22 protein-coding genes are annotated in these 23,640 nt (G+C 66.8%); 9 read left to right on the forward strand and 13 right to left on the reverse strand.

Annotation, left to right across the window (positions count from 1 at the left end):
* Positions 1-3 precede the first annotated feature (3 nt).
* Positions 4-2,238 (reverse strand): ABC transporter permease, encoded by a 2,235-nt coding sequence (locus AC07PF_RS01960; protein WP_494610703.1) that lies wholly within the window; start codon positions 2,236-2,238, stop codon positions 4-6.
* Complete coding sequence (locus AC07PF_RS01965; protein WP_007857791.1) at positions 2,238-3,251, reverse strand: ABC transporter substrate-binding protein; 1,014 nt, start codon at positions 3,249-3,251, stop codon at positions 2,238-2,240. The genes AC07PF_RS01960 and AC07PF_RS01965 overlap by 1 nt, the downstream gene beginning before the upstream one ends.
* Positions 3,252-3,483: 232 nt before the next feature.
* Between AC07PF_RS01965 and AC07PF_RS01970 the strand changes: the two genes are divergently transcribed.
* A complete protein-coding gene (locus tag AC07PF_RS01970; RefSeq protein WP_108016385.1) occupies positions 3,484-4,329 on the forward strand; it encodes a MurR/RpiR family transcriptional regulator in 846 nt (281 codons plus the stop codon).
* A 21-nt stretch (positions 4,330-4,350) separates the two neighbouring features.
* On the opposite strand, the gene fabF is transcribed toward AC07PF_RS01970, so the two are convergent.
* Positions 4,351-5,676: a beta-ketoacyl-ACP synthase II gene (gene fabF, locus AC07PF_RS01975; RefSeq protein WP_494610704.1), complete on the reverse strand. Its 1,326-nt coding sequence runs from the start codon at positions 5,674-5,676 to the stop codon at positions 4,351-4,353.
* 112 nt (positions 5,677-5,788) lie between these two features.
* On the opposite strand from fabF, the gene AC07PF_RS01980 reads away from it, so the two are divergent.
* Complete coding sequence (locus AC07PF_RS01980) at positions 5,789-6,397, forward strand: TetR/AcrR family transcriptional regulator (RefSeq protein WP_007856609.1); 609 nt, start codon at positions 5,789-5,791, stop codon at positions 6,395-6,397.
* A gap of 87 nt (positions 6,398-6,484) precedes the next feature.
* On the opposite strand, the gene AC07PF_RS01985 is transcribed toward AC07PF_RS01980, so the two are convergent.
* The 8 genes from AC07PF_RS01985 to AC07PF_RS02020 all read right to left on the reverse strand — a co-directional run bounded on the left by AC07PF_RS01985 (position 6,485) and on the right by AC07PF_RS02020 (position 16,663).
* The gene (locus tag AC07PF_RS01985) at positions 6,485-7,513 is read right to left on the reverse strand and encodes an ABC transporter ATP-binding protein (RefSeq protein WP_494610705.1); all 1,029 of its coding nucleotides are present in this window, start codon (positions 7,511-7,513) and stop codon (positions 6,485-6,487) included.
* Positions 7,510-8,490, reverse strand: a complete 981-nt coding sequence (locus tag AC07PF_RS01990; protein WP_007856607.1) for an ABC transporter ATP-binding protein — start codon at positions 8,488-8,490, stop codon at positions 7,510-7,512. Before AC07PF_RS01990 ends, AC07PF_RS01985 begins: the two co-directional genes overlap by 4 nt.
* Before the next feature lie 26 nt (positions 8,491-8,516).
* Positions 8,517-9,428 (reverse strand): ABC transporter permease, encoded by a 912-nt coding sequence (locus AC07PF_RS01995; RefSeq protein ID WP_007856606.1) that lies wholly within the window; start codon positions 9,426-9,428, stop codon positions 8,517-8,519.
* Positions 9,429-9,536: 108 nt separating this feature from the next.
* Positions 9,537-11,114: an ABC transporter substrate-binding protein gene (locus AC07PF_RS02000; RefSeq protein WP_007856605.1), complete on the reverse strand. Its 1,578-nt coding sequence runs from the start codon at positions 11,112-11,114 to the stop codon at positions 9,537-9,539.
* A gap of 70 nt (positions 11,115-11,184) precedes the next feature.
* Entirely contained in the window at positions 11,185-12,402 is a 1,218-nt protein-coding gene (locus AC07PF_RS02005) for a M20 aminoacylase family protein (protein WP_494610706.1), read from the reverse strand.
* Position 12,403: 1 nt separating this feature from the next.
* Positions 12,404-13,384 (reverse strand): ABC transporter permease, encoded by a 981-nt coding sequence (locus AC07PF_RS02010; protein ID WP_007856603.1) that lies wholly within the window; start codon positions 13,382-13,384, stop codon positions 12,404-12,406.
* A 133-nt stretch (positions 13,385-13,517) separates the two neighbouring features.
* A complete protein-coding gene (locus AC07PF_RS02015) occupies positions 13,518-15,098 on the reverse strand; it encodes an ABC transporter substrate-binding protein (protein WP_494610707.1) in 1,581 nt (526 codons plus the stop codon).
* A gap of 515 nt (positions 15,099-15,613) precedes the next feature.
* A complete protein-coding gene (locus tag AC07PF_RS02020; protein ID WP_007856601.1) occupies positions 15,614-16,663 on the reverse strand; it encodes a porin in 1,050 nt (349 codons plus the stop codon).
* Positions 16,664-16,992: 329 nt separating this feature from the next.
* Here AC07PF_RS02020 and coq7 point away from each other — a divergent pair, with 329 nt between their 5' ends.
* Positions 16,993-17,610 carry a 2-polyprenyl-3-methyl-6-methoxy-1,4-benzoquinone monooxygenase gene (gene coq7 / locus AC07PF_RS02025; RefSeq protein ID WP_494610709.1) on the forward strand — a complete coding sequence of 206 codons (618 nt, stop codon included), beginning with the start codon at positions 16,993-16,995 and terminating at the stop codon, positions 17,608-17,610.
* A 73-nt stretch (positions 17,611-17,683) separates the two neighbouring features.
* Here coq7 and AC07PF_RS02030 read toward each other — a convergent pair whose 3' ends face one another.
* Positions 17,684-18,133 carry an OsmC family protein gene (locus AC07PF_RS02030; RefSeq protein WP_494610711.1) on the reverse strand — a complete coding sequence of 150 codons (450 nt, stop codon included), beginning with the start codon at positions 18,131-18,133 and terminating at the stop codon, positions 17,684-17,686.
* A 358-nt stretch (positions 18,134-18,491) separates the two neighbouring features.
* Here AC07PF_RS02030 and ilvA point away from each other — a divergent pair, with 358 nt between their 5' ends.
* The 3 genes from ilvA to AC07PF_RS02045 are packed head-to-tail and all read left to right on the forward strand — an operon-like array spanning position 18,492 to position 21,463.
* Positions 18,492-20,051 (forward strand): threonine ammonia-lyase, biosynthetic, encoded by a 1,560-nt coding sequence (gene ilvA, locus AC07PF_RS02035; RefSeq protein WP_494610712.1) that lies wholly within the window; start codon positions 18,492-18,494, stop codon positions 20,049-20,051.
* 28 nt (positions 20,052-20,079) lie between these two features.
* On the forward strand, positions 20,080-20,886 hold the full coding sequence (locus AC07PF_RS02040) for an adenosylcobinamide-GDP ribazoletransferase (RefSeq protein WP_494610713.1): 807 nt from the start codon (positions 20,080-20,082) through the stop codon (positions 20,884-20,886).
* The gene (locus AC07PF_RS02045; RefSeq protein ID WP_494610714.1) at positions 20,879-21,463 is read left to right on the forward strand and encodes a histidine phosphatase family protein; all 585 of its coding nucleotides are present in this window, start codon (positions 20,879-20,881) and stop codon (positions 21,461-21,463) included. Before AC07PF_RS02040 ends, AC07PF_RS02045 begins: the two co-directional genes overlap by 8 nt.
* A 103-nt stretch (positions 21,464-21,566) precedes the next feature.
* On the opposite strand, the gene AC07PF_RS02050 is transcribed toward AC07PF_RS02045, so the two are convergent.
* Positions 21,567-22,022 carry a type II secretion system protein N gene (locus AC07PF_RS02050; RefSeq protein ID WP_007856595.1) on the reverse strand — a complete coding sequence of 152 codons (456 nt, stop codon included), beginning with the start codon at positions 22,020-22,022 and terminating at the stop codon, positions 21,567-21,569.
* 46 nt (positions 22,023-22,068) lie between these two features.
* Between AC07PF_RS02050 and gspG the strand changes: the two genes are divergently transcribed.
* The 3 genes from gspG to gspI all read left to right on the forward strand — a co-directional run bounded on the left by gspG (position 22,069) and on the right by gspI (position 23,639).
* Positions 22,069-22,536: a type II secretion system major pseudopilin GspG gene (gene gspG / locus AC07PF_RS02055; RefSeq protein ID WP_007856594.1), complete on the forward strand. Its 468-nt coding sequence runs from the start codon at positions 22,069-22,071 to the stop codon at positions 22,534-22,536.
* 336 nt (positions 22,537-22,872) lie between these two features.
* Positions 22,873-23,271 carry a type II secretion system protein GspH gene (locus AC07PF_RS02060; RefSeq protein WP_494610716.1) on the forward strand — a complete coding sequence of 133 codons (399 nt, stop codon included), beginning with the start codon at positions 22,873-22,875 and terminating at the stop codon, positions 23,269-23,271.
* Complete coding sequence (gene gspI, locus AC07PF_RS02065; protein WP_145694596.1) at positions 23,268-23,639, forward strand: type II secretion system minor pseudopilin GspI; 372 nt, start codon at positions 23,268-23,270, stop codon at positions 23,637-23,639. The genes AC07PF_RS02060 and gspI overlap by 4 nt, the downstream gene beginning before the upstream one ends.
* Position 23,640 lies beyond the last annotated feature (1 nt).

A 23,640-nucleotide genomic window follows, 5' to 3' on the forward strand; every position in this document is an offset into this window, starting at 1 on the left:
GGTTCAGTGGGGGGCGGGCATGGCGGCTGCGCCTGAGCGCCGGCCCAGCTTGCGCTCGCCCACCAGCCACTGGATCAGCGCGATGGCCAGCGACATCAGCACGATCAGCACCGTGCAATAGGCCAGAGCCACGCCGTAGTCGCCATTGCCCACGCGGCCGATGATGTAGGTGGTGGCCAGCTCGTTCTCGGCCGTGACCAGGAAGATCACCGCGCTCACGGTCGTGATGGCACGCACGAAGCTGTAGACCAGCGCAGCCACCAGGGCCGGCTTGAGCAATGGCAGCACCACGTGGCGCAGCGTCTGCACGCTGCCGGCGCGCAGCATCAGCGAGGCCTCGTCGAGCGAGCGGTCGAGCTGCTTGAACGCCGCCGTGCCGGCGCGCACGCCCACCGGCAGGTTGCGGAACATGAAGCACAGCACGATGATCAGCGCCGTGCCCGTGAGCTCGAACGGCGGCACGTTGAAGGCCAGGATGTAGCTCACCCCCAGCACCGTGCCCGGGATGGCGAAGGCCAGCAGGGCCGAGAACTCGAAAGCCCCCTGCCCCTTGAACTCGGTGCGCGCCAGCAGCCAGGCAATGCCGATGCCCAGCGCCGCCGTGAGCGGCGCCGACAGGGCAGCCAGCTTGATGGTGGTGAAGAACGAGTTCCAGGCCGTGCCGGCCCACACCACACCGAACTCGCCCCACTCCATGTTGAACGCGGTGCGAAAGTGGTTGAGCGTGATGGTGTAGTCGCGCCCCCAGGTCTGCACAAAGCCGCCAGCCAGCGCGAACAGGTAGACGATGAGCGTGAAGGCCATCCACGGCAGCGCCACCGAATGCACCACGCGGCGCACGCCCGTGGGCAGCGGCATGGCGATGCCTGCATCGCCCTTGCCCGAGACGGTGGTGAAGTTCTGCCGCCCGAGCAGCGCGCGCTGGATGGCGAACACCGCCAGCGCGAACAGCGTGAGGATCCACGCCAGCGAGGCCGCACGCCCCTGGTCGTACTGCGCGCCGACGATGGCGAAGAAGATCTCGGTGGACAGCACCGAGAACTGGCCGCCGACCACGATGGGGTTGCCGAAGTCGGCCATGCTCTCGATGAAGCCCACCAGGAAGGCATTGGCCAGACCGGGCTTGAGCAGCGGCAGGGTCACCGTCATGAAGGTCTGGTGCGGGCTGGCGCGCAGGGTCTGGGCCGCCTCTTCGAGGCTGGGTGCCACGCCCTGCACCACGCCGCGCATGATCATGAAGGCAATGGGCGTGAAGGCGAAGGTCTGCGCCACCCACACGCCGAGCCAGCCGTAGAACCAGCGCGAGGGCGTGATGCCGAAGGCGTATTCGAGGAGCTGGTTGAACACGCCTGCGCGGCCGAACAGCAGGATCAGCCCCAGGCCCACGACGAAGGGCGGCGTGATGATGGGCAGGAGCGCCACGATGTTCAGCGGCCGCGCGTAGCGGCGCGAGGCGCGCTCGGCCATCAGCGCCATGAAGGTGCCGAGCAAGGTGGTGCTGGCCGCCGTCATGAGGCCCAGGAACAGCGTGTTCCAGGCCACGCCGCAGCGCTGGCCGCCGGCCAGGCAGGCCAGGCCGAAGTTGCGCTCGTGCGCCACGCGCTCCCACATCACGGCCAATGAGAACGGCCCGTCTTCCAGGAAGAAGGCGCCGCTGAGCGCCTTGAGCACCGGGAACACGATGAACAGCGCCAGCAGGCTGCCCATGCCAAGCACGGCCGCCGCCACGAACAGGTCGCCCTTGAAGTAACCGCGCCGCGCCACGCCGAACGACGCCAGCACCAGCAGGGCCGTGAGCACCACGAAGCCGCCCCAGCCCACGCCGGGCTGGCGCATGGCCAGCTCGCCGAAGCTGGTATTGAGCCAGTCGAAGGCCCAGCCGCGTGCACCGATGGCAAAGCCGCTGACCAGCAGGGACGCCAGGCCCAGGCCACCGCCCAGCACCAGCCAGCCGCCCTGCCTGCGCCCGGCGGGCAGCAGCGCGCCCACGCCGGCGATCGCCAGGCCCAGCAGCGCCAGCCACAACCAGGGCCGCCCGAAGGCAGCGGCCTGCATGAGCCCGCTGCCCGTCTGCGCCTGGCTGAAGACCTGGCCCAGCACGGTCAGGCCATTGGCATCCTGCTGGGCATACCAGGGCAGCGCCACGTAGCCCGCCAGGCCCAGTGCCAGCCACACCCACAGCGACTGGTTGACCGCCGGCCTGCCGGCCAGTGGCGCCTGCAATGCGTGCGCCGACATCAGCGCCCGGCGTTCTGGACGTCTTTTTCCCAGCGCGCGATCAGGCGGCGGCGCTCGGCGCTCGCGCCGTACTTGGCGTAGTCGTAGTTGATGAGCTTCATCTTGGCCGGGTCCGTCATGCGGGGATCCCGGGGCACCTGGGTGTTGCTGGGCAACTGGAACTGCTTGGCCGCCAGGCCGAACTGCTGGCCGCCAGGCGTGAGCGCCCACTCATAGAACTTCTTGGCCGCCTCGGTGTTGGGGCCGTTCTTGACGATGCTCATCGAACCCACCTCGGCGCCCGTGCCTTCGGACGGCGTGGTCGAGCCCACGGGAAAGCCGTTGACGGCCTCGGTGGTCACGTCGTGCACGAAGCTCACCGACACCGTGGTCTCGCCGCGCGCGGCCGCCTTGACCGGTGCCGTGCCGGAGCGGGTATAGGCGCTGATGTTGGGATGCAGCGCCTTGAGGTAGTCGAAGGCCTTCTCCTCGCCCATGATCTGTACCAGTGTGGCGATCATGGTGTAGGCCGTTCCGCTCGAAGCGGGGTTGGCCATCTGCACCTCGCCCTTGAACTCGGGCTTGAGCAGGTCGGCCCAGGACTGGGGCGGATTGAGCTTGCGCTTGGCCAGCAGTTCCTTGTTGTAGCCAAAGCCCAGCGGGCCCAGGTAGACACCCACGGTGCGGTACTTGGAGTCGGACGCCTGTTTTTGCGCCCAGGGGTACAGCTGCGTGAGCTGTTGGGACTTGTACTCGAGCGTCAGGCCCTGCTCGGCCGCCTGCAGATGCGGGTCGCCCGTGCCGCCGAACCAGATGTCGGTCTTGGGGTTGGCCTTCTCGGCATTGAGCTGGGCCAATGCCTCGCCCGAGCCCTTGGCCGTCATGTTGACCTTGGTGCCGGTGGTCTTGGCATAGACGGTGGACATCAGGTTGCACCACTCGGCCTGCACGGAGCAGATGATGTTGACCTGGCCCTGTGCCAGGGCGCCGGAAGCCGCCAGCGCCAACGCAGTGCCCGCAAGGAATTTCTGCATGGAGTCTCTTTCTGTAGTTGTTTGTTTAGTGACAGTTTAATGACAAACATCCTACGGTGGCCCCTTCGAGGCGACCAGCGGGATTACACGAAGGCAGGCGCTCACACCCGTGTACCGCCGCCCGGGTGGCATCAGGGTTTCATGCGCTCCCCCCAATCGATGAAACCCAGTTACCATTGATCGCAACCATTCCAACCAGCCATGAACATGGTGCCCCCGAGGACCTGCCAGCGTGCTTGACCGCATCACCGCCTCCCTGTCGTCCCTCGCCCCTGCAGAGCAGCGCGTGGGCAAGCTCGTGCTGGCTGACCCGCGCAGCTTTGCGCGCCTGCCCGTGCGCGAGCTGGCCGAACGCGCCCATGTGAGCAAGCCCACCGTGGTGCGGTTTTGCCGCAGCATGGGCTATGACGGGCTGGCCGACTTCAAGCTCAAGCTCGCAGGCAGCGTGAGCGAAGGCGTGCCCTTCATCCACCGCAGCGTGGATGCGGACGACAAGACCGGCGACGTGCTGGTGAAGGTGGTGGACAACGCGGTGGCCGCCTTTTTGCAGTACCGCAATGCCGCGAGCACCGTGGCGCTGGAGCGTGCGGCCGAAGCCATTGCCGCCACCTGGAAGACCGGGCGGCGCATCGAGTTCTATGGCGTGGGCAACTCGGGCATCGTGGCACAGGACGCGCAGCACAAGTTCTTCCGCCTGGGCGTGACCTCCATCGCTACCAGCGATGGCCACATGCAGGTGATGAGCGCCACCCTGCTCGGCCCGGGCGACTGCCTGGTGATCGTCTCCAACTCGGGGCGCACGCGCGACCTGATGGATGCGGCCGATATCGCGCGCAAGAACGGCGCAACCACCATTGCCATCACGGCCAGCGGCTCGCCGCTGGCCAGCACCTGCCAGATCCACCTGGCCGCGGACCACCCCGAGGGCTACGACCGCTACAGCCCCATGGTGTCGCGGCTCATGCACCTGCTCATCATCGACGTGCTGGCCACCTGCGTGGCCCTGCGCATCGGCAGCCCGCTGCAGCCCATCCTGCAGCAGATGAAGGAGAACCTGCGCGCCAAACGCTACGCGTAGGGATCTCCTCTTACCCCCTTTTCACGCAGCCGCCGGCGCCCAGCGCTTGAGCACCAGGGTTGCGTTCACGCCGCCAAAACCAAAGCCATTGAGCATGGCGTGCTCCAACGCCATGGGGCGGCTGGCGCCCGCCACCATGTCCAGGCCCTCGGCCAGCTCGTCGGGATGGTCGAGGTTGCGCGTGGCGGGCACGACCTGGTCGCGCAAGGCCAGCGTGGTGAAGATGGCCGCCACGGCACCCGCCGCACCGAGCAGGTGGCCCGTGGCCGCCTTGGTGGAGGCAACGGCCACCGACTTGCCGTTGCCGAACACGCGGCGGATCGCAGCCAGCTCGCCCCGGTCACCCACGTAGGTGGAGGTGGCGTGGGCGTTGAGGTGCTGCACCTCGCTGGCCGCCAGGCCCGCCTGGGCCAGCGCGATCTCCATGGCGCGGCGCGCTCCATCGCCGTCCTCGGGGCTTGAGGTGATGTGGTGGGCATCGGCCGAGGTGCCATAGCCCACGACCTCGGCCAGCGGCGTGGCGCCGCGCGCCAGCGCATGGTCCAGCGATTCGATCACCAGCATGCCTGCGCCCTCGCCCATCACGAAGCCGTCGCGCGCCGCATCGAAGGGGCGCGAGGCCTGCTCGGGGTGCTCGGCAAAGCCGGTGGACAGCGCCTTGGCCGCCGCAAAGCCGCCCAGGCTCACGCGGTCGATGGTGGCCTCGGTGCCGCCGCACACGGCAATGTCGGCCTCACCGCAGCGGATCATGCGCGCGGCGTCGCCAATGGCCTGCACACTGGCTGCGCAGGCCGTCACGGGCGCTCCCAGCGGGCCCTTGAGCCCGTGGCGTATGGACACATGGCCGGCCGCCAGATTGACCAGGAAGGACGGCACGGTGAACGGTGACAGGCGCTGCGGCCCACGCGTGTCGGTAGTGCGCACGGCCTCGGCAATGGCGCCGAAGCCGCCGATTCCCGAGGCGATCACGGTGGCGGTGCGCTGCTGCTCCTTCTCGCCCGTCGGCGCCCAGCCGGCCTGCGCCAGCGCCTGCTGTGCGGCGCCCAGGGCGAAAGGGATGAAGCGGTCCATCTTGCGCTGGTCCTTGGACGAGGCGACGGTGTCGGGGTCCCAACCGCCTTCGGGGTCCTGCTCCTTCGTCGGCACCGCGCCACCGACCTTGGCCGCCAGCCCCTCCACAACGGCATCGGGGAGGCGCCGCAGGCCCGAGGCGCCTGCCAGCAGGCGGCGCCAGGCCAGCTCCACCCCGACGCCCAGGGGTGAGACCAGGCCCATGCCCGTGATCACCACGCGCGGCAGGCGCAGGCCCTGGCCCGGTTCCTGTGTTCCCTTGAGTTCATTCACCATCGCTCTACCCTTTCAGTGCGCGGCGCGGGCCACGCATTTATGATTGCGGGCGTCATCATAAGTGTCTTGGCGCATTTTTGCGTACGACCATCATCAAAAAGAGGTTTCCCCCATGAAAGTCTCGAAGGCGCAGTCCGCGGAGAACCGCCAGGGCATCCTGGATGCTGCTGCGCGCCTGTACCGCGAGCACGGCCTGGCGGGCGTGGGGGTGGCCGATATCACGCGCGATGCGGGGCTGACCCACGGCGGCCTGTACCGGCACTTCGAGAACAAGGATGCGTTGGTGCGCGAGGCCTGCGCGCGTGCCTTCGACTGGTCGATTGCCCCCCTCGACGGCATGGAGGGCCGCATGGGTACTGGCAGCGAAGGCCTTGCGGCGCGCGTCACCAGCTATCTCTCGACCCAGCACCGCGACCACCCGGGCGAAGGCTGCCCCGCGGCGGCCCTGGCGGTGGATGCAGCGCGTGCCGGAAGCGATCTTTCCGAGGTGTTTGCGCAAGGCATCGAACGCAACATCGAGCGCTTTGCCCGCGTGATCGAAGGCCTGGAACCAGGCGAGCAGCCCAGTGCCGAAGGCCGCACGCGTGCCATGCAGATGCTGGCCACCATGGTCGGCGGGCTGGTGCTGGCGCGCGCCACGGCGGCGGGGCGGCCAGCCCTGTCCGACGAGATCCTCGCGACCCTGCGCGAGCACCTGGTTGCAGGCTCCGAGCGCCCCTGAAACGCGGCGGGCGCGCCCGGAACGGATCCGGCATGAAAAAGGGCTCCCGAAGGAGCCCTGGGTCGTACCGGCACCGCGGGCCAGGACCTACTGGATGCGCCCCTCTTCCACCGCATGGCAGGCGATGCGGATACCGCCGATGCTCAGCAGTTGCGGGCGCTCGGTGCGGCAGCGGTCGTTCACATACGGGCAGCGCGGGTTGAAGGCGCAGCCAGGTGGCGGATTGAGCGGGTTGGGCACTTCGCCCTGCACCGGGGTGCGCGCCTTGCCGGTGTCGTGCATCTTGGGGATGGCATCGAGCAGCATGCGCGTGTACGGGTGGCGTGGGTTGTCGAACAGCGTGTGCTTGTCCGCCAGCTCCACCAGGCGCCCCAGGTACATCACGCCGACCTGGTCGCTCACGTGGCGCACCACGGCCAGGTTGTGCGAGATGAACAGGTAGGTCAGGTGCCGCTCGCGCTGCAGGTCCTTCATGATGTTGAGCACCTGCGCCTGCACCGACACGTCAAGCGCCGAGGTGGGCTCGTCGCAGACCAGGAACTCGGGCTCGGTGGCCAGGGCGCGCGCGATCGAGATGCGCTGGCGCTGCCCGCCCGAGAACTGGTGCGGGTACTTGACCATGTCCAGCGGCGACAGGCCCACCGACTGCAGCAGCTCGCCCACGCGCTGCTTGAGCTCGGCCTTGTCGGTGATCAGCCCATGCTCGCGCAGCGGCTCGCCGATGATGTCTTCCACCAGCCAGCGCGGGTTCAGGCTCGCGTACGGGTCCTGGAAGATCATCTGGATGCGCCGGCGCATGGCACGCGCGTCGTTGCCCTTGAAGGCGGCGTGGGCGTCCTGGTTGTCGAAGGTGAGGCCGCCGCGCGTGGGCTCGTACAGGCCCACCAGCAGGCGCGCCACGGTGCTCTTGCCGCAGCCCGACTCGCCCACCAGGGCCAGGGTCTTGCCCTTTTCGATCTCGAAGCTCACGCCGTCCACCGCATGCAGCAGGGTGCGTGGCTTGCGCTCGATCATGCGGTTGAGCCAGGGGGCAGAGACGTCGAAGGTCTTGGCCAGGTCGTGCGCCTGCACGAGTGGCTTGGCGGCGCTTGCGGTGGTGGAAGGCACGGCGCTCATGCGGACACCTCCGCCGTGGCAGGGGCGTGCAGCCAGCAGGCCGCGCGGGTGGACCCGGCAGGCATCAGGTCGGGCCGCTCGACCATGCAGCGGTCAAAGGTCTTGGGGCAGCGCGGGTTGTAGGCGCAGCCCTTGGGGATGGCGTTGAGGCGGGGCATGGCTCCGTCGATCTGGTTCAGGCGTTCACGGTCCACCGCCATATCGGGGATGGAGGCCATCAGGCCGCTCGTGTAGGGGTGGGAGGGCTTGTTGATGACATCGTGCACGGGGCCGATCTCGGCCACGCGGCCGGCATACAGCACGGCCACGCGGTCGCAGGTCTCGGCGATCACGCCCATGTCGTGCGTGATCAGCATGACGGCGGCGCCGCGCGATTTGCAGATGTTCTTCAGCAGCGTGATGATCTGCGCCTGGATGGACACGTCCAGCGCGGTGGTCGGCTCGTCGGCCACGATGAGCTTGGGCTCGGCCGCCAGGGCCAGGGCGATCACCACGCGCTGGCGCATGCCGCCCGAGAACTGGTGCGGGTAGTGGTCGATGCGCTCGGCGGCGGCGGGGATGCCGGTGTCCTGCAGCAGCGAGATGGCGCGCTGGCGCGCTTCTGCGGCGTTCACGGGAAGGTGCGCAAGAATGGTTTCGGTGAGCTGGCGGCCCACCGTGTACAGCGGGTTCAGCGAGGTCAGCGGGTCCTGGAAGATGGCGCCGATGCGCCGCCCGCGGATGTGCCGCATCTGGTCGCTGGTGAGGTTGTCGATGCGCTGGCCCTCCAGCAGGATCTGGCCCGAGGCCACGCGGCCCGGGGGTTCGAGCAGGCCGATGATGGCCGCGCCGGTGAGCGACTTGCCCGCGCCGGACTCTCCCACCACGCCCAGGATCTCGCCGGGCGCGATGGAAAAGGAGATGTCGTCCAGGGCGCGCAGGGTACCGCGGCGGCTCGGGAATTCGACAACGAGGTTTTTGACTTCTAGAAGACTCATGGGAATATCGCTTTTCTTGTTCTTGTTCAACGCAGACGCGGGTTCAGGGCGTCGCGCAGCCAGTCGCCGAGCAGGTTCACGGACAAAGCGATCAGCACCAGCATGGCGCCGGGGAACACTGTGATCCACCACTCGCCGGAGAACAGGTAGTCGTTGCCGATGCGGATCAGCGTGCCCAGCGATGGCGAGGTGGGCGGAGCACCCACGCCCAGGAAGGACAGCGTGGCCTCGGTGATGATGGCGGTGGCGACCTGGATGGTGGCCAGCACCATCACCGGGCCCATCACGTTGGGCAGCACGTGCTTGCGCATGATGCGCAGCGAGGAGACCCCCGTGACACGGGCGGCCTGCACGTATTCCTTGTTGCGCTCGACCAGCGTGGAGCCGCGCACGGTGCGGGCGTACTGCACCCAGCCGGTCAGCGAGATCGAGATGATGAGCACCCCGAAGGCCAGTGACTCGTGGGCATTGGGGAACAGCGCCCGGCCGACGCCTGCGATCAGCAGGGCCACCAGGATCGCGGGGAAGGACAGCATCACGTCGCACAGGCGCATGAGCACCGCGTCGATCCAGCCACCGCGAAAGCCTGCCAGCAGGCCGAAGGCCACACCGACCACCACGGACAGCAGCACCGAGGCGAAGCCCACCACGAGGGAGATGCGGGCGCCGTAGATCAGCGCCGAAAGGATGTCGCGGCCCTGGTCATCGGTGCCCAGGGGGTATTTCATGGAACCCTCCGCGATCCAGGCGGGAGGCAGGCGCGCGTCGCCGAGCTCCAGCGTCGCCAGGTCGAAGGGGTTGTGGGGGGCGACCCATCCTGCAAACAGGGAGCAGAACAGACATATCAGGGCGATCACCGCCGCGACGATCGCCATGGGCGATGTGCGGAAGCTGTAGCCAACGTCGCTGTCAAACCAGCGGGCAAGGGTTGTTTTCATTGTGGGAAACCAGTGGGCAGACAGCACGCGCGGCGCGGGTAGCAACCGGCGTGGCTGGTCTGCTGAATGTCCGTCTCTATCTATCGAGGTACTCGGAAAGGAAAGCGCTTACTTGATGCTCATCCACTTGAAGGGCATGAAGTTGTCGGCCAGCTGGACCAGCGTGACCTTCTTGCTCACACCCCAGGCCAGGGCCTGCTGGTGCAGGGGCAGCGTGCCCACGTCGGCGGCATGGATGTCGAAGGCCTCCTTGATCATGGCGTCGCGCTTGGCCTTGTCGGTCTCGGCCTGGATCTTCTTGGTCAGCTCGTCCACCTTGGGGTTGCAGTACGAACCCAGGTTGAACTGGCCGGCGCCCTTGTCGTCCACGCAGGCCACCAGTGCATTGAGGGCGTTGTGCGAGTCGTAGGTGGCAGGCGTCCAGCCCAGCATGTAGAAGCTGGTGTCGCGGCGCAGGATCTTGGGGAAGTAGGTGCCCTTGGTCTCGGCCTGCAGGTTGATCTTGACGTTGATGCGCGAGAGGTTGGCGGCCACGGTCTGGCAGATGCGGCCGTCGTTCACGTAGCGGTCGTTGGGGCAGTTCATCGACACTTCGAAGCCGTTGGGGTAGCCGGCTTCGGTCATCAGCTTCTTGGCGGCTTCGACATCGTAGGGCAGGCGCTTGGCATCGGGCTGGAAGCCGTTGATGCCGGGGCCCACCAGCAGGGCCGACGGGTTGGAGGCGCCGCGCATCACGGTGCGCTTGATGCCGTCGATGTCGATGGCCTGGTAGAAGGCCTGGCGCACGCGCTTGTCCTTGAAGGGGTTCTTGCCCTTGACGTTGGAGTACAGCAGTTCGTCGCGCTTCTGGTCCATGCCCAGGAAAATGGTGCGCAACTCGGGGCCGGTGATGGCACGCGTGTTGGCGCTGGTGTTGACGCGCTCGATGTCCTGCACCGGCACGGGTTCCATCACGTCCACTTCGCCCGACAGCAGGGCCGCCACGCGGGTGGCGTCGTTGCCGATGGGCGTGAAGACAACCTCGGAGGCATTGCTGTCGATCTTGCCCCAGTAGGTACCGTTGCGCGTGAACACCGTGCGCACATTGGGCTGGCGTTCGCGCAGGCGGAAGGGGCCCGTGCCATTGGCCTTGAACGATGCAGCGTTCTCGATGCCCTTGCGGCGGTCCACAGGTCCCATGGCCTGGTTGGTCTCGCACCACTTCTTGCTCATCATGTACACCAGCGAAACCACATCGGGCAGGATGGGGAACGGTGTCTTGGTCTCGATCTCGACCGTGTGGTCGTTGATCTTGCGCACTTCCTTGAAGTCGTTGGTGTAGCTCTTCATGTCCGAGCCCTCGACCTGCGTGCGGCCGAAGCTGAAGACCACGTCGTCGGCCGTGAAGGGCGTGCCGTCGTGGAATTGCACGCCCTTGCGCAGCTCGAAACGCCACACCGTGGGGGAAGTCTGCTTCCAGCTCGTGGCCAGGGCCGGGGCCAGGCTCAGGTCCTTGTTGCGGCCGACCAGCGGCTCGTAGACGTTGCCGGTGACGCTCAGCTGCAGGGATTCATTGAGCGAGTGCGGGTCCATGGACAGCGAGTCGCCCTGGTTGGCCACGCGAATGGTCTGCGCATTGGCCACCACACTGGACGCAGCCAGCGCGGCGAACAAGGCCGTCATGGCCAGTTTTTTTTGAAATGTCATGCAGTTCTCCTGGTGGGTGAAAGGGGGTTGCGGTACAAGGGGAAAAAAAGCGCAGGTACCGGTGGCTCTGTCAGAGCGTGGGCAGGGGCATGGCCTGTTCGATCAGGCTGGCATGCAAGGCAGAGCCCAGCGGCAGAATCTCGTCGTTGAAGTCGTATCGGCTGTTGTGCAGTGCGCTGCCGCTGGCACCCGTGCCCTGCCCTATGCGCAGATAGGCGCCGGGCTTGTCCTGCAGCATGAAGGAGAAGTCCTCGGCGCCCATGCTGGGCTCCAGGTCGCGCACCACATGGTCGGCACCGACCAGCGATTCGGCCACGTTGCCGGCAAAGAGCGCTTCGTCCTCGGAGTTGATGGTGGCCGGGTAGATGCGCTCATAGTGCACGGTGGCCGTGGCACCAAAGCCCAGCGCAATCGCGCTGCACAGCTCCTTGAGGCGCTTTTCGACCATCTCCTGCACCACCGGGTTGAAGGTACGCACCGTGCCCACCAGCGTGGCCGAACCCGGCAGCACGCTGAAGGCGCCGAGGTCACCGGCCTGCATGGCGCACAGGCTGACCACCGCGCCGTCGAGCGGGCGCACGTTGCGCGAGACGATGGTCTGCGCGGCCGTGATGATGTGCGCCGCCACGAGCATCACGTCCACCGTCTGGTAGGCGTGGGCGCCATGGCCGCCGCGGCCCGTGATCTCGATGGTGATGCGGTCCGCCGCCGCCATCATGGCGCCGGAGTTCAGGCCCACCGTGCCGGGTGCCATCGCCGGCCAGTTGTGCATGGCAAAGATCGACTGCACGGGGAAGCGCTCGAACAGGCCGTCCTCCATCATCACGCGGGCGCCGGCAAAGCCTTCCTCGCCGGGCTGGAACACCAGCACCGCCGTGCCGTCGAAATTGCGCGTTTCGGCCAGGTAGCGGGCCGCGCCCACCAGCATGGCCGTGTGGCCATCGTGGCCGCAGCCGTGCATCAGACCCTGCTTGCAGGATTTCCAGGAAAAGTCGTTGTGCTCGGTGAGCGGCAGCGCATCCATGTCGGCGCGCAGGCCCACCATGGAGCCGCTGGCCGTGCTGCGCCCACGGATCACCGCCACCAGCCCGGTGCGGCCGATGCCGTCATGGATCTCGTCCACGCCGCAGACCTTCAGGGCCTCCTTGACCCGGGCACCGGTGTAGACCTCTTCGAAGCCCAGCTCGGGGTGCGCATGCAGGTCGCGGCGCAGGGCCGTAAGTTCTGGATGGAACTGCGCGATGTGCGCGAAGGCCCGGCCGCCCGCCTTGAGTCGGCTCGCCTGCATCTCAATGGCCTCCGGCCTTGCCCACGCGCAGGCGCGGATCGACGGCGAAGTACAGCAGGTCGACCACCAGGTTGATGACCACGAAGATCAGGGCGATCAGGCACAGGTAGGCGGCCATCACAGGGATGTCGGCAAAGGTCACGGCCTGGATGAACAAGAGGCCCATGCCAGGCCACTGGAACACCGTCTCGGTAATGATCGCGAAGGCGATCAGACCGCCGAGCTGCAGGCCGGTGATGGTCATCACGGGCACCAGCGTGTTCTTGAGGGCGTGGCCGAAGTGGATGGCCCGGTTGGACAGGCCCCGCGCACGTGCGAACTTGATGTAGTCGGTGCGCAGCACCTCCAGCATCTCGGCGCGCACCAGCCGCATGATCAGCGTGAGCTGGAAGATGGCCAGCGTCACCGCCGGCAGGACGATGTGGTGCCAGCCCTTGGCCTTGAGCAGGCCGGTGCTCCACCAGCCCAGTTGCACCACCTCGCCGCGCCCGAAGCTCGGGAACCAGCCCAGGTGCACGGCAAACACCAGGATCAGCAGGATGCCGATCAGGAAGGTGGGCAGCGAGACGCCCAGCAGCGACAGCGTCATGAACAGCTGGCTGGTGAAGGTACCGCGCTTGAGGGCCGCATACACACCCATGGGAACGCCGAGCGCCAGGGCCAGCACGGCGGCCACCATGGCCAGCTCCAGCGTGGCGGGAAAGCGTTCTGCGATCAGGCGTGAAACCTTGGCGCCCTGGCGCAGGCTCAGGCCGAATTCGCCCTGGGCAGCATTCACGAGGAAGTGGCCGAACTGTATGAAGAAGGGTTTGTCCAGACCCAGCGCCACGCGCAGTTCGCGGATCTGCTCGGGTGTTGCGTCCTGGCCCAGCAAGAACACCACAGGGTCTCCGACGTACTGGAACAGCATGAAGGAGATGAAGGCCACCGTGACCATGACGATCACGGCCTGGATCAGGCGGCGCAAAATAAAGGCAAGCATCGGAGAGTCGAGTGTGTATTCGATGGGACGCCTTGGCCACTTTTGGTGGCGGGGCGCTCGTGGGAATCGTGTCGGAAAAAACCAAGGAGAGCAAAGGCCCGACAGGCCCTTGCCCTCCATCTGCGAGGATAGATCAGTTCACCTTGACCAGGCGCATGTCCACGCGGTTATCGGCGCGGTGGACGACCTCGATGTTCTTCTTCATGGCCCATGGGATCACCTGGTCATACAGAGGAATGTGCGAGACCGTGTCGTTGGACAGTTGCAGCGCCTCGGTCAGCATGCGCGAGCGCACGGGGGCGTCGGTTTCGGCCTTGATGCGGTCCACCAGGTAGTCCATGCGCTGGTTGCTGTAGCGGCCCACGTTGTAGTTGCCGTCACCGCCTTGGCCCACGCTGCGCACCAGCGATTGCAGGCTGTACAGCGCGTCGAAAGTCGGAACGCCCCAGCCCAGCATGTAGATGCTGGCTTCGTAGCGCTGGATCATCGGGAAGTAGGTCACCAGCGGCAGCGTGCGCAGCTTGGCCTTCACGCCGATGCGCGACCACATGGCGGTCACGGCCTGGCAGATGGCCTCGTCATTGATGTAGCGGTTGTTGGGGCATGCAAAGTCGACTTCGAAGCCATCGGGGTAGCCGGCTTCGGCCAGCAGTTTCTTGGCAGCGTCCACGCTGTAGGGGAAGCGCTTGCCCACGGCTTCGGTGTAGCCGGCCACCTGGGGCGCCACGAGCGTGCCGGTGGGCTTGCCCAGGCCGCGCAGGGTCACGCGCTCCAGCGAGGCCGTGTCGATGGCCTGGTACAGCGCCTTGCGTACCTTGACATCCTTGAGCGGGTTCTTGCCCTTGACGTTGGAGCCCGGCAGTTCCTCACGGAACTGGTCCATGCCCAGGAAGATGGTGCGGTTTTCGAGGCCGTCGATGACCTTCAGGTTGCTGTCCTGGCGCAGGCGACCCAGATCCTGGGGTGCGGGGTCGAGCACCATGTCCACTTCACCCGACAGTAGCGCGGCGATGCGGGTGGCGGCCGACTTGATGGGGGTGTAGACGATTTCCGTCACGTTGCCGTCCATCTTGCCCCACCAGTTGGGGTTGCGCTTGAAGACCATCTTCACGTCGGCCTGCCAGGAATCGAGCGTGTAGGGGCCGGTGCCCATGGCGTTGCGGTGGGCGAAGTTCTCGTCCGTGCCCTTGATGTCCTTGGGTTCCACGGAGCGGTTCTTCTCGGCCCAGGCCTTGCTCATCATGCGCAGCTCGGTCATCTGGCGCAGCAGCACGGGATTGGGGGCCGACAGGATGACGTCGATGGTCTGCGCGTCGACCTTGTTGATCTTGGTGATGCCCTGGACGTAGGGTGTGAAGTTGGAGGTCTTGGCCATGGCCCGCTGCAGCGAGTACACGGCGTCGTCGGCGGTGAAGGCCGAGCCATCATGGAACTTGACGCCCTGGCGCAGCGTGAAACGCACCTGGGTGGGGGTCACTTCCTTCCAGGCCGTGGCCAGGACGGGCTCGACGTCGAAGGTCTTGCTGTTGTAATAAACCAGGCTCTCATACACATTGGCATGGATGCCGTTTTGCAACGCGTTGTTTTGGGAATGAATATCCCACGTGGCGATTTCGCCCTGGCTCGCCCATTTGAATGGTTTGGCATTAACACCCGTGGCCATCAGCATGGCGGCAGCTGCGGCAATCGACAGCAGGCTGAGATTGAGTTTCATGAAACCTCTTCAACAATGTAAAAGTTTTACTATGCAGTAAATAGCGGCCATCGGCCAACGGGAAATCCCTGAATCCCGGCCCGTTGCGAGGGACTATTCCTGCCCTGGTGAGGCCTGTTGACATGCAAGTAAGGTGCCAGCGCAGCGCTGGCCTGTGCTGCCGACGGGTGATGGGCCGGCAGGCCTGACAGGGCCTGGATTCGGCGCTTTGCGCCAGTGACTCGTTTGGCCGGAGGCGTGGCACAGCACACCGGCAGGCCGGTGGCAATGCCCCTCTTGCGGGCATCTCCGCAGCTCTGCACCAGGCCCATACCCAAGGGCTGCACGGCCACTCCGGCAGGCACTCTCCAGGAATACCAGTCAACCCACCAGAAAATACCGACCCTTTGCAACACCCGCCGCCAATGGAGCGCCTGGCCCCAAGAAACAAATCAGCGTTGGAAATAAAAAAAGCCGCCCGAAGGCGGCTTTTTTGTATTCATCCATTGAGACTGGCATATAGCCAGCCATCAATATCAGAAGCTGTGACGGATACCGAAGTCGTAACCGCTGGAGTTGCGGCCAGCAGCAGTCGTGGAACCGTTCAGGGCTTGAGCCGAACCGTTCTTGTTCTTCACAGCAGCTGCGGTAGCGTACACGGCGGTGCGCTTCGACAGGTTGTGCACGTAGCCCAGAGCGAACTTGTTGGCACGTGGGTCAGGACCAGCGACGTCGATTTCGTACGTGGAGTAAGCCACGCGGATTTCGCCAGCGCCCACTGGAACCAGAGCGCCGACCAGCCAGCCGGTGCCTTCAGCGCCGTTCTTGATGTCGTCACGGTTCACGTGCGTCAGCAGCTTGGCGACGCCGAAGTCATATTGCAGACCCAGGTTGAAAGCCTTGATGTCGGCGTTCAGGAACTTGGTTTGCGACACGGCACCAGCCACGTTCAGAGGACCGTTGGCCCAGCCAGCGCGCAGAGCCAGACCATTGCCGTCCTTCTTGTTGGCAACGTTGCTTGCGTTTTCGCCCAGGTAGTACTGCACTTGGCCGTAGAAACCGCCCAGGTTGCCTGGCAGGAAGTAGCCGATGGCGTTCGAAGCGCGGATGGTGGTTGGGCCACCCAGGCTGGAGTTCAGCGTTTGGGTCGTGCCAACGCCGTTCGTGCCGAACGGATCGAACACGGTCAGGTTCCAGAATTGGGGCGTGTAGTCACGGCCCAGACGCAGTTCACCGAAGCCACCGTTCAGGCTCACGGTCGAACGACGGTTGAACACCAGACCGCCGTTGGCGTTGGCGCCGGTGGTTTGGTTGTTGGTGTTGGTCGAACCGCCACGGCCGTCGTCGTTGGTCAGGCCGGCTTCCAGCCAGAACGAAGCAGACAGGCCACCGCCCAGGTCTTCAACGCCGCGGAAACCCAGACGGCTGCTGTTGTAGCCGGAGTTCGTCAGTTGCGAGCGGTTAGCAACGCTGCCGTTGCCGTAGGCGTAGGTTGCGTCAACCACGCCGAACAGCGTCACGGACGATTGAGCCATTGCAGCGCCGGAAGCAGCCAGCACAGCCAGGGCAATCAGGGATTTTTTCATTGCGAGTTACTCCAAGGTTAAACATAGGGCGCCGGTACGGGGGGTCTAGGGGTGCCTTTGCACCTGCTCAGTCCCGCCGGTTCCCCGGGCCAACCTCCTGGTGGGGAAGTTGTTCTTATTGCACCAGACCCCGACCTCTTTCGCAAAGGAATTCACCCACAATCGACCCGAAAGGGAGATTTCGTTGCAGTGTTGCAACATTTCAGTGCACCCCGGCAAAATCCACCAGCGGTGCACCAGCAAAGTGCTTTTCGGGCACTTTTGAGCCTGCATGCATTTGTGTCTACTTGCAACACCTGTTTCCACATCCATCCTCATCCCAGCTCGCCATGGACGCCTTCTTGACTGCCGCCGACAACGCACTGCGCACCCTTTTTGCCACACCGCGCGCCTCGGAAGCCTCACCCGCCACCGGTCATGCGGAGGGCGAAATGACCCCGGCAGAACGCAAATTGGCGGGCTCCCTGATGCGCGTCAACCACGTGGGCGAAGTCTGTGCGCAGGCGCTTTACACCGCCCAGGCGGCTGTCACCCGTGACGACCACCTGCGTGGCCACCTGCTGGAGGCAGCGCGCGAGGAAACCGACCACCTGGCCTGGACCCGGGAACGGCTGGACGCCCTGGGCGCCCGGCCCAGCGTACTCAACCCACTGTGGTTTGCCGGCGCCTTCGCACTCGGCCTGGTGGCGGCAAAGGTCAGCGACAGGGTGAGCCTGGGCTTTGTGGCAGAAACCGAGAACCAGGTGGCGGCCCACCTGGCGGGCCATCTGGACCGCCTGCCGGTCGATGACCTGGCCTCTCGCGCCGTGGTGGCGCGCATGAAGGATGACGAGGAGCGCCATGCGGCGCAGGCATTGGCCGAAGGCGCCACGCGCCTGCCGCCGCCGGTCCAGGCACTGATGCGGGCCGCCGCCAAGGTCATGACGACTACGTCGCATTACGTTTAGCCCCCCTGGGACGCCTTCAGCGCGGCGGGGCGACCCTTGCACGGGGGCGCTGGCCTTGGGCGCGCCAGGAGTTTCAGGCCTCCACGATCTCGAAGCCGGTGGTGATCTCGGCCGTCTTGCCGAGCATGATGCTGGCCGAGCAGTATTTTTCGTGGCTCATGGCGATCGCGCGCTCCACGGCGGCGGGTGGGATGCCCTTGCCGGTCACGGTGAACTGCATGTGGATCTTGGTGAACACCTTGGGATCGACCTGGGCGCGCTCGGAGGTGAGCTTGACGCTGCAGCCGCGCACGTCGTGGCGCCCGCGCTTGAGGATCAGCACCACGTCGTAGGCCGTGCAGCCGCCCGTGCCGGCCAGCACGGTCTCCATGGGCCGGGGTGCCAGGTTCTGCCCTCCATTGGCCGGATTGGCGCCGTCGGGCGCGCCGTCCATGGTCAGGACATGGCCGCTGCCGGTTTCCGCCACAAACCCCATTCCCGAGCGGGTTCCGGCGCCGCCGGTCCAGCTGACTGTGCATTCCATGTGTTCTCTCCTCGGTGATTCATCAAAAAAACGTGGCTTTTTTCACGAAATGGACAGGCCACTCCAAAAAAGTCGGTGAATTTTGCTGCATCGCAGCATCCGTTGCGCTAACATTGCGCCATGCGTTGCCCTTTTATCGAAAAGGGACAGGTGCTGGAAACCTCTCCACCACCTCCAACGCGCCGATTGTCTCCTCCATCTCCTCAAAGGATGGATTCAGCCCCGGGCTTTGCGGCCTGGGGCTTTTTTTTGCCCGGATGGGGCACTCGGCACCGCCTGCACCCAGGCGGCAAGGACGAACACCTATGATGTGTGCCCCGCCTGCACAGGCGGCGCGCGCCACAGCCAGCCCCTTGCCATGACCCACGACCTGACCCCCGCCGATTACCTCAAGAAGATCCTCACCGCCCGCGTGTACGACGTGGCGATCGAGTCGGACCTGGAACCCGCCCGCGACCTGAGCCGCCGCCTGAACAACCGGGTGCTGCTCAAGCGCGAGGACCAGCAGGCCGTGTTCAGCTTCAAGCTGCGGGGCGCCTACAACAAGATGGCGCACCTCACCCCCGGCCAGCTGCAGCGCGGCGTGATCTGCGCCTCGGCCGGCAACCATGCCCAGGGCGTGGCCATGAGCGCCAGCAAGCTCGGTGCACGTGCCGTGATCGTGATGCCCACCACCACGCCCCAGGTCAAGGTGGATGCCGTGCGCACGCTGGGCGGCGAGGTGGTGCTGCATGGCGAGAGCTATTCCGACGCCTACCAGCACGCCGCCGAACTGCAGGCCAAGGAAGGCCTGACCTTCGTGCACCCCTTCGACGACCCGGACGTGATCGCCGGCCAGGGCACGATCGCCATGGAGATCCTGCGCCAGCTGCAGCGCTTGGGCAGCAACCGGCTCGATGCCGTGTTCGTGGCCATCGGCGGCGGCGGCCTGGTCAGCGGCGTGGCCAACTACATCAAGGCCGTGCGCCCGGAGATCAAGGTCATCGGCGTGCAGATGAACGATTCGGACGCCATGATCCAGTCGGTGCGCGCGCATGAACGCGTCACGCTGGCCGATGTAGGCCTGTTCTCCGACGGCACGGCCGTCAAGCTGGTGGGCGAGGAGACCTTCCGCATCGCCAGCGGCCTGGTGGACGAATTCATCACCGTGGACACCGATGCCGTCTGCGCCGCGATCAAGGACGTGTTCGTGGACACGCGCAGCATCGTCGAGCCCTCGGGCGCGCTGGCCGTGGCCGCCATCAAGCAGTACGTGGAAACGCACCAGACCGAGGGCGAGACCTATGCCGCCATCCTGTGCGGCGCCAACATGAACTTCGACCGCCTGCGCTTCGTCGCCGAGCGTGCCGAGGTGGGCGAGGAGCGCGAGGCGCTGCTGGCCGTGACCATCCCCGAAGAGCGCGGCAGCTTTCGGCGCTTTTGCGAGGTGGTGGGTGCGCTGCCCGGGGGCCCGCGCAACGTGACCGAGTTCAACTACCGCATCAGCGACTCGGCCGAGGCCCATGTGTTCGTGGGCCTCACGGCGCAGGGCAAGGGCGAATCGCAAAGGCTCGCGCAGATCTTCACGGAGCACGGCTTCGGCGCGCTGGACCTCACGCACGACGAGCTGGCCAAGGAGCATCTGCGCCACCTGGTGGGCGGGCACTCGGCACTGGCGCAGGACGAGCGCCTGCTGCGCTTCGTATTCCCTGAGCGGCCCGGCGCGCTGCTCAAGTTCCTGAGCCTGATGCAACCGACCTGGAACATCAGCCTGTTCCACTACCGCAACCAGGGCGCGGACTATGGCCGCATCCTGGTGGGCATGCAGGTACCGCCCGAAGACTCGGCCACGTTCGACGCCTTCCTAGCCACGCTGGGCTATCCCTATGTGGAAGAGACGCTAAACCCGGCCTACCGCCTGTTCCTGCGCGCCAAATAGGCCGCCGGGCCCGCACAGCGCCACCCCCATGCAAGCCCTGCGCCACTACCTGCTGGCCGTGCAGTTCTTCACCCGCATCCCGGTCACCGGGCGGCTGGCTGGCTGGGTGGGCTTCAGCCCCGCCATGCTGCGTGCCAGCGCCGCGCACCTGCCGGGCGTGGGCTGGCTCGCCGCGGCCGTGGCGGCAGGGGTGTATGCGGCCCTGTACCTGGCCCTGGCCCCCAATCCGCTGGGGCCGGTCGTGGCGGCCGTGTTCTGCACCGTGGCCACGGTGCTGCTCACCGGAGGCTTCCATGAGGATGGCCTGGCCGACGTGGCCGACGGCCTGGGCGGCAGCCACGACCGCGAACGGGCGCTGGACATCATGAAGGATTCGCGCGTCGGCGCCTTCGGCGCCATGGCGCTCGTACTGGCCCTGCTGGCCAAGGTGAGCCTGCTGGCGGCGCTCGGCGCGCACAGCCTGGCCACGGCGCTGGCGGCCCTGGTGGGCGGGCATGTGCTGTCGCGCCTGTGGCCGCTGTTCATCGTGCGCCGCCTGCCACACGTGGGCGACACCGCGCGCTCCAAGAGCAAGCCGCTGGCCGACCAGATCACCGGCACGGCCTTGGTGGTGGCTGCCGGCTGGTGCGTGGCCCCGCTGGGGCTGGCCTGGCTTTGGGGCACCTCCGCCACCGCCCTTGCCGCCTGCACGCTGAGCGCGCTGGCGGCGGCCTGGATGGCCCGGTGGTTCGCGCGTCGCTTGCAGGGGTTCACCGGCGACTGCCTGGGCGCCACTCAGCAGATCGGCGAGATCGGCTTCTACCTGGGCGCCGCGCTGGCCCTGGGGCATGGCTGAACACCCCGCCGCGCAACTCTGGCTGGTGCGGCATGCGCCGCCGATGGTGGCCAGGGGCACCTGCTACGGCATGCTGGACATGTCCGCCGAAAGCGACCCCACCCGGGCTTGCGCCCAGCGCCTGGGCCAGGCCCTGCCGGGCCCCGCACTGGTCTGGCATTCGCCCCTGCAAAGGTGCGTGCAATTGGCCCAGGCCGTCCAGGCAGCACGCCCCGACTGGCAGCCCCTGCCCGACGCCCGGCTGCGCGAGATGGATTTCGGCACCTGGGAAGGCCGCGCCTGGAACAGCCTCGCCAAGGCCGACATCGATGCCTGGAGCACGGATTTCGCCCACCACCGCCCGGGTGGCGGCGAACCGCTGGCAGAGATGCTGGAGCGCGTGGCCCAGGCCCTGCAGGACACGCGGGCCGCGGTGCGGGCCGCCGGCCTGCACCACGCGGTGTGGCTCACCCATGCGGGTGTGGCCCGCTGCGTGGATTGGTTGCTGCACCACGCAGACAAGGCCCTGCCACGGGCGGACCAATGGCCGGTGCATGCCCCCGCGTGGGGGGGCTGGGATACGGTGGACCTGGGGTGAGGCGCTGCCCCCGGGTGGCAAAATACCAACAGACCCCGCAGTAAGGAGAAGCAAACCGTGCAAGCGCCGGATTCGGCACCAAGGGCCTGCCGTCCCTGAAGGATCAGTTCTTGCGCGGCATGTCCAGCGTGAGCATGGCCGGGCCGCCCACATCGGCCCCCAGCTGGGCCTGGCGCGGGCTCAGCGCCTGCAGGACCATGCCGGAATCCACCACGGTCCCCACACGGAAGGGCTTGGCGGGCTTGCCGTCGACCGCGATCAGCGCGGCACCGCCGCCACTGTGGCGCCCGGACAGCACGCCGATCAGGGCAAACCGGCTGGCCAGAGAGGCCATCGGCGCGGCCACGGCGACGACGGCGCCGGCGGGCAAGGCCCCGAGCGCGCGCGCGACTGCCTGGGCGTCGGGCACCGCCGCCACGGACGCCACCGTCGGGACGGTTTGCGCGACCGGCCGGTTCGACAGGCGCAGGCCCCAATAGACCACGCTGGCCCCTGCGGCGGCCCACAGCGCCAGAGTCCCCAGGCGCACGCCCCACTTGCTGTATGAATTGGTCACCATGCGGGCATTATGATTCACCGATACGACCCTAGCGAGACCGCCTGCAGTGAACACCCCCTCTTTCATCCTGTCCTCCTCCCCTGCCCTGCCCCGTGCACGCCGCAGCCTGGCCCGGGGCTTCACCCTGATCGAGCTGATGGTGGTGGTGGTCATCATCGGCGTGCTGGCCGCGCTGATCGTGCCCAACGTGCTCGACCGCGCCGACGATGCCCGCGCCACCGCGGCCAAGACGGACATCACCAACATCATGCAGGCGCTCAAGCTGTACCGTCTGGACAACCAGCGCTACCCCACGCCCGAGCAGGGCCTGCAGGCACTGGTCGCCAAGCCCACGTCCGGCCCCGTCCCCGGCAACTGGAAGCTGTACCTTGAAAAGCTCAACAACGACCCCTGGGGCCGCCCTTACCAGTACCTGAACCCAGGCATCAAGGGCGAGATCGACGTGATGTCCTTCGGTGCCGATGGCCAGTCGGGCGGCGAAGGCAAGGATGCCGATATCGGCAGCTGGCAGTAATGACCCCCACGGTCGCGCACTGGCGTGTCGCTCCCTGCCCCCCGGGGGGGCCGCGTTTCGCCTTGGGGCGGCCCGGCGGCGAAACCTTGGCCCCCACGCTCCCGCACTGCGTGTCGCTCCCTGCCCCCCGAGGGGGCCGGGCCTTGCTTGGGGCGGCCCGGCGCTGCGGCCGCACGCCCTCAGCCCACGCAGTGACCTTTTCAGCCATTTCCCTTCGTGACCAAGGGCCGCACCCGAGCGGACCGGTGGCGAAGCCGTGATTTCCGAGAGAGCGCAGTGCGCACCATGCAACCTGTGCCCCCAACATCCATAACCCGTCGCGCACGCGGATTCACCATGCTCGAATTGCTGGTGGTCATCAGCATCATGGCGCTGGCGACGGCGGGTATTGCGCTGGCGATGCGCGACAACGGGCAGACGCAACTCGAGCGCGAGGCGGCGCGGCTGGCGGCGCTGCTCGATGCGGGGCGGGCGCAGTCGCGGGCCAGCGGGGTGCCGGTGCGCTGGCGCGGCGGGCCGCTGGGTTTCAATTTCGAAGGGCTTGCGCCCAACGCCCTGCCGCACCAGTGGCTGGCGACCGGCACGCTGGTGCGTGGCAATGCCGTCCTGCTGCTCGGGCCGGAGCCGGTGATCGGAGCGCAGCAGGTGCTGCTCACGCACCAGGACCATCCCGACCAGGCCCTGCGCGTGGTGACGGACGGGCTGCGGCCCTTCCGTGTGGAGTCGGTGCAATGAGCGCCCCGATGCCCGGGAGCCAGCGCGGTTTCACGCTGGTGGAGGTGCTGGTGGCCCTGAGCATCGTGGCCATCGCGCTGATGGCCGGGCTGCAGTCGACGAATGCCCTTACGCGCAATGCGCTGCGCCAGTCCGACATCGTGCTGGCGCAGCTGTGCGCCGAGAACGAGCTGGTGCGCGTGCGCCTCTCGCGCCAGATGCCCAGCGTCGGCGACAGCACCCAGCCCTGCGAGCAGGCGGGCCGGCGCCTGGACGTGCGCCTGACCGTGCGGCCCACGCCCAACCCGAGCTTTCGGCGTGTGGATGCGCAGGTGCTCGATGGCGAAAACTCCATCTTGCGCATCTCGACCATCGTGGGGCGCTACTGAA

This window comes from Acidovorax sp. GW821-FHT10A04 (assembly GCF_059415825.1).

Coding starts and splice junctions, on each gene's coding strand:
- AC07PF_RS01960 (WP_494610703.1), bottom strand. CDS start 2,238: ATGTCGGCGCACGCATTGCAGGCGCCACTGGCCGGCAGGCCGGCGGTC.
- AC07PF_RS01965 (WP_007857791.1), bottom strand. CDS start 3,251: ATGCAGAAATTCCTTGCGGGCACTGCGTTGGCGCTGGCGGCTTCCGGC.
- fabF (WP_494610704.1), bottom strand. CDS start 5,676: ATGGTGAATGAACTCAAGGGAACACAGGAACCGGGCCAGGGCCTGCGC.
- AC07PF_RS01980 (WP_007856609.1), top strand. CDS start 5,789: ATGAAAGTCTCGAAGGCGCAGTCCGCGGAGAACCGCCAGGGCATCCTG.
- AC07PF_RS01985 (WP_494610705.1), bottom strand. CDS start 7,513: ATGAGCGCCGTGCCTTCCACCACCGCAAGCGCCGCCAAGCCACTCGTG.
- AC07PF_RS01990 (WP_007856607.1), bottom strand. CDS start 8,490: ATGAGTCTTCTAGAAGTCAAAAACCTCGTTGTCGAATTCCCGAGCCGC.
- AC07PF_RS01995 (WP_007856606.1), bottom strand. CDS start 9,428: ATGAAAACAACCCTTGCCCGCTGGTTTGACAGCGACGTTGGCTACAGC.
- AC07PF_RS02000 (WP_007856605.1), bottom strand. CDS start 11,114: ATGACATTTCAAAAAAAACTGGCCATGACGGCCTTGTTCGCCGCGCTG.
- AC07PF_RS02005 (WP_494610706.1), bottom strand. CDS start 12,402: ATGCAGGCGAGCCGACTCAAGGCGGGCGGCCGGGCCTTCGCGCACATC.
- AC07PF_RS02010 (WP_007856603.1), bottom strand. CDS start 13,384: ATGCTTGCCTTTATTTTGCGCCGCCTGATCCAGGCCGTGATCGTCATG.
- AC07PF_RS02015 (WP_494610707.1), bottom strand. CDS start 15,098: ATGAAACTCAATCTCAGCCTGCTGTCGATTGCCGCAGCTGCCGCCATG.
- AC07PF_RS02020 (WP_007856601.1), bottom strand. CDS start 16,663: ATGAAAAAATCCCTGATTGCCCTGGCTGTGCTGGCTGCTTCCGGCGCT.
- coq7 (WP_494610709.1), top strand. CDS start 16,993: ATGGACGCCTTCTTGACTGCCGCCGACAACGCACTGCGCACCCTTTTT.
- AC07PF_RS02030 (WP_494610711.1), bottom strand. CDS start 18,133: ATGGAATGCACAGTCAGCTGGACCGGCGGCGCCGGAACCCGCTCGGGA.
- ilvA (WP_494610712.1), top strand. CDS start 18,492: ATGACCCACGACCTGACCCCCGCCGATTACCTCAAGAAGATCCTCACC.
- AC07PF_RS02040 (WP_494610713.1), top strand. CDS start 20,080: ATGCAAGCCCTGCGCCACTACCTGCTGGCCGTGCAGTTCTTCACCCGC.
- AC07PF_RS02045 (WP_494610714.1), top strand. CDS start 20,879: ATGGCTGAACACCCCGCCGCGCAACTCTGGCTGGTGCGGCATGCGCCG.
- AC07PF_RS02050 (WP_007856595.1), bottom strand. CDS start 22,022: ATGGTGACCAATTCATACAGCAAGTGGGGCGTGCGCCTGGGGACTCTG.
- AC07PF_RS02060 (WP_494610716.1), top strand. CDS start 22,873: ATGCTCGAATTGCTGGTGGTCATCAGCATCATGGCGCTGGCGACGGCG.
- gspI (WP_145694596.1), top strand. CDS start 23,268: ATGAGCGCCCCGATGCCCGGGAGCCAGCGCGGTTTCACGCTGGTGGAG.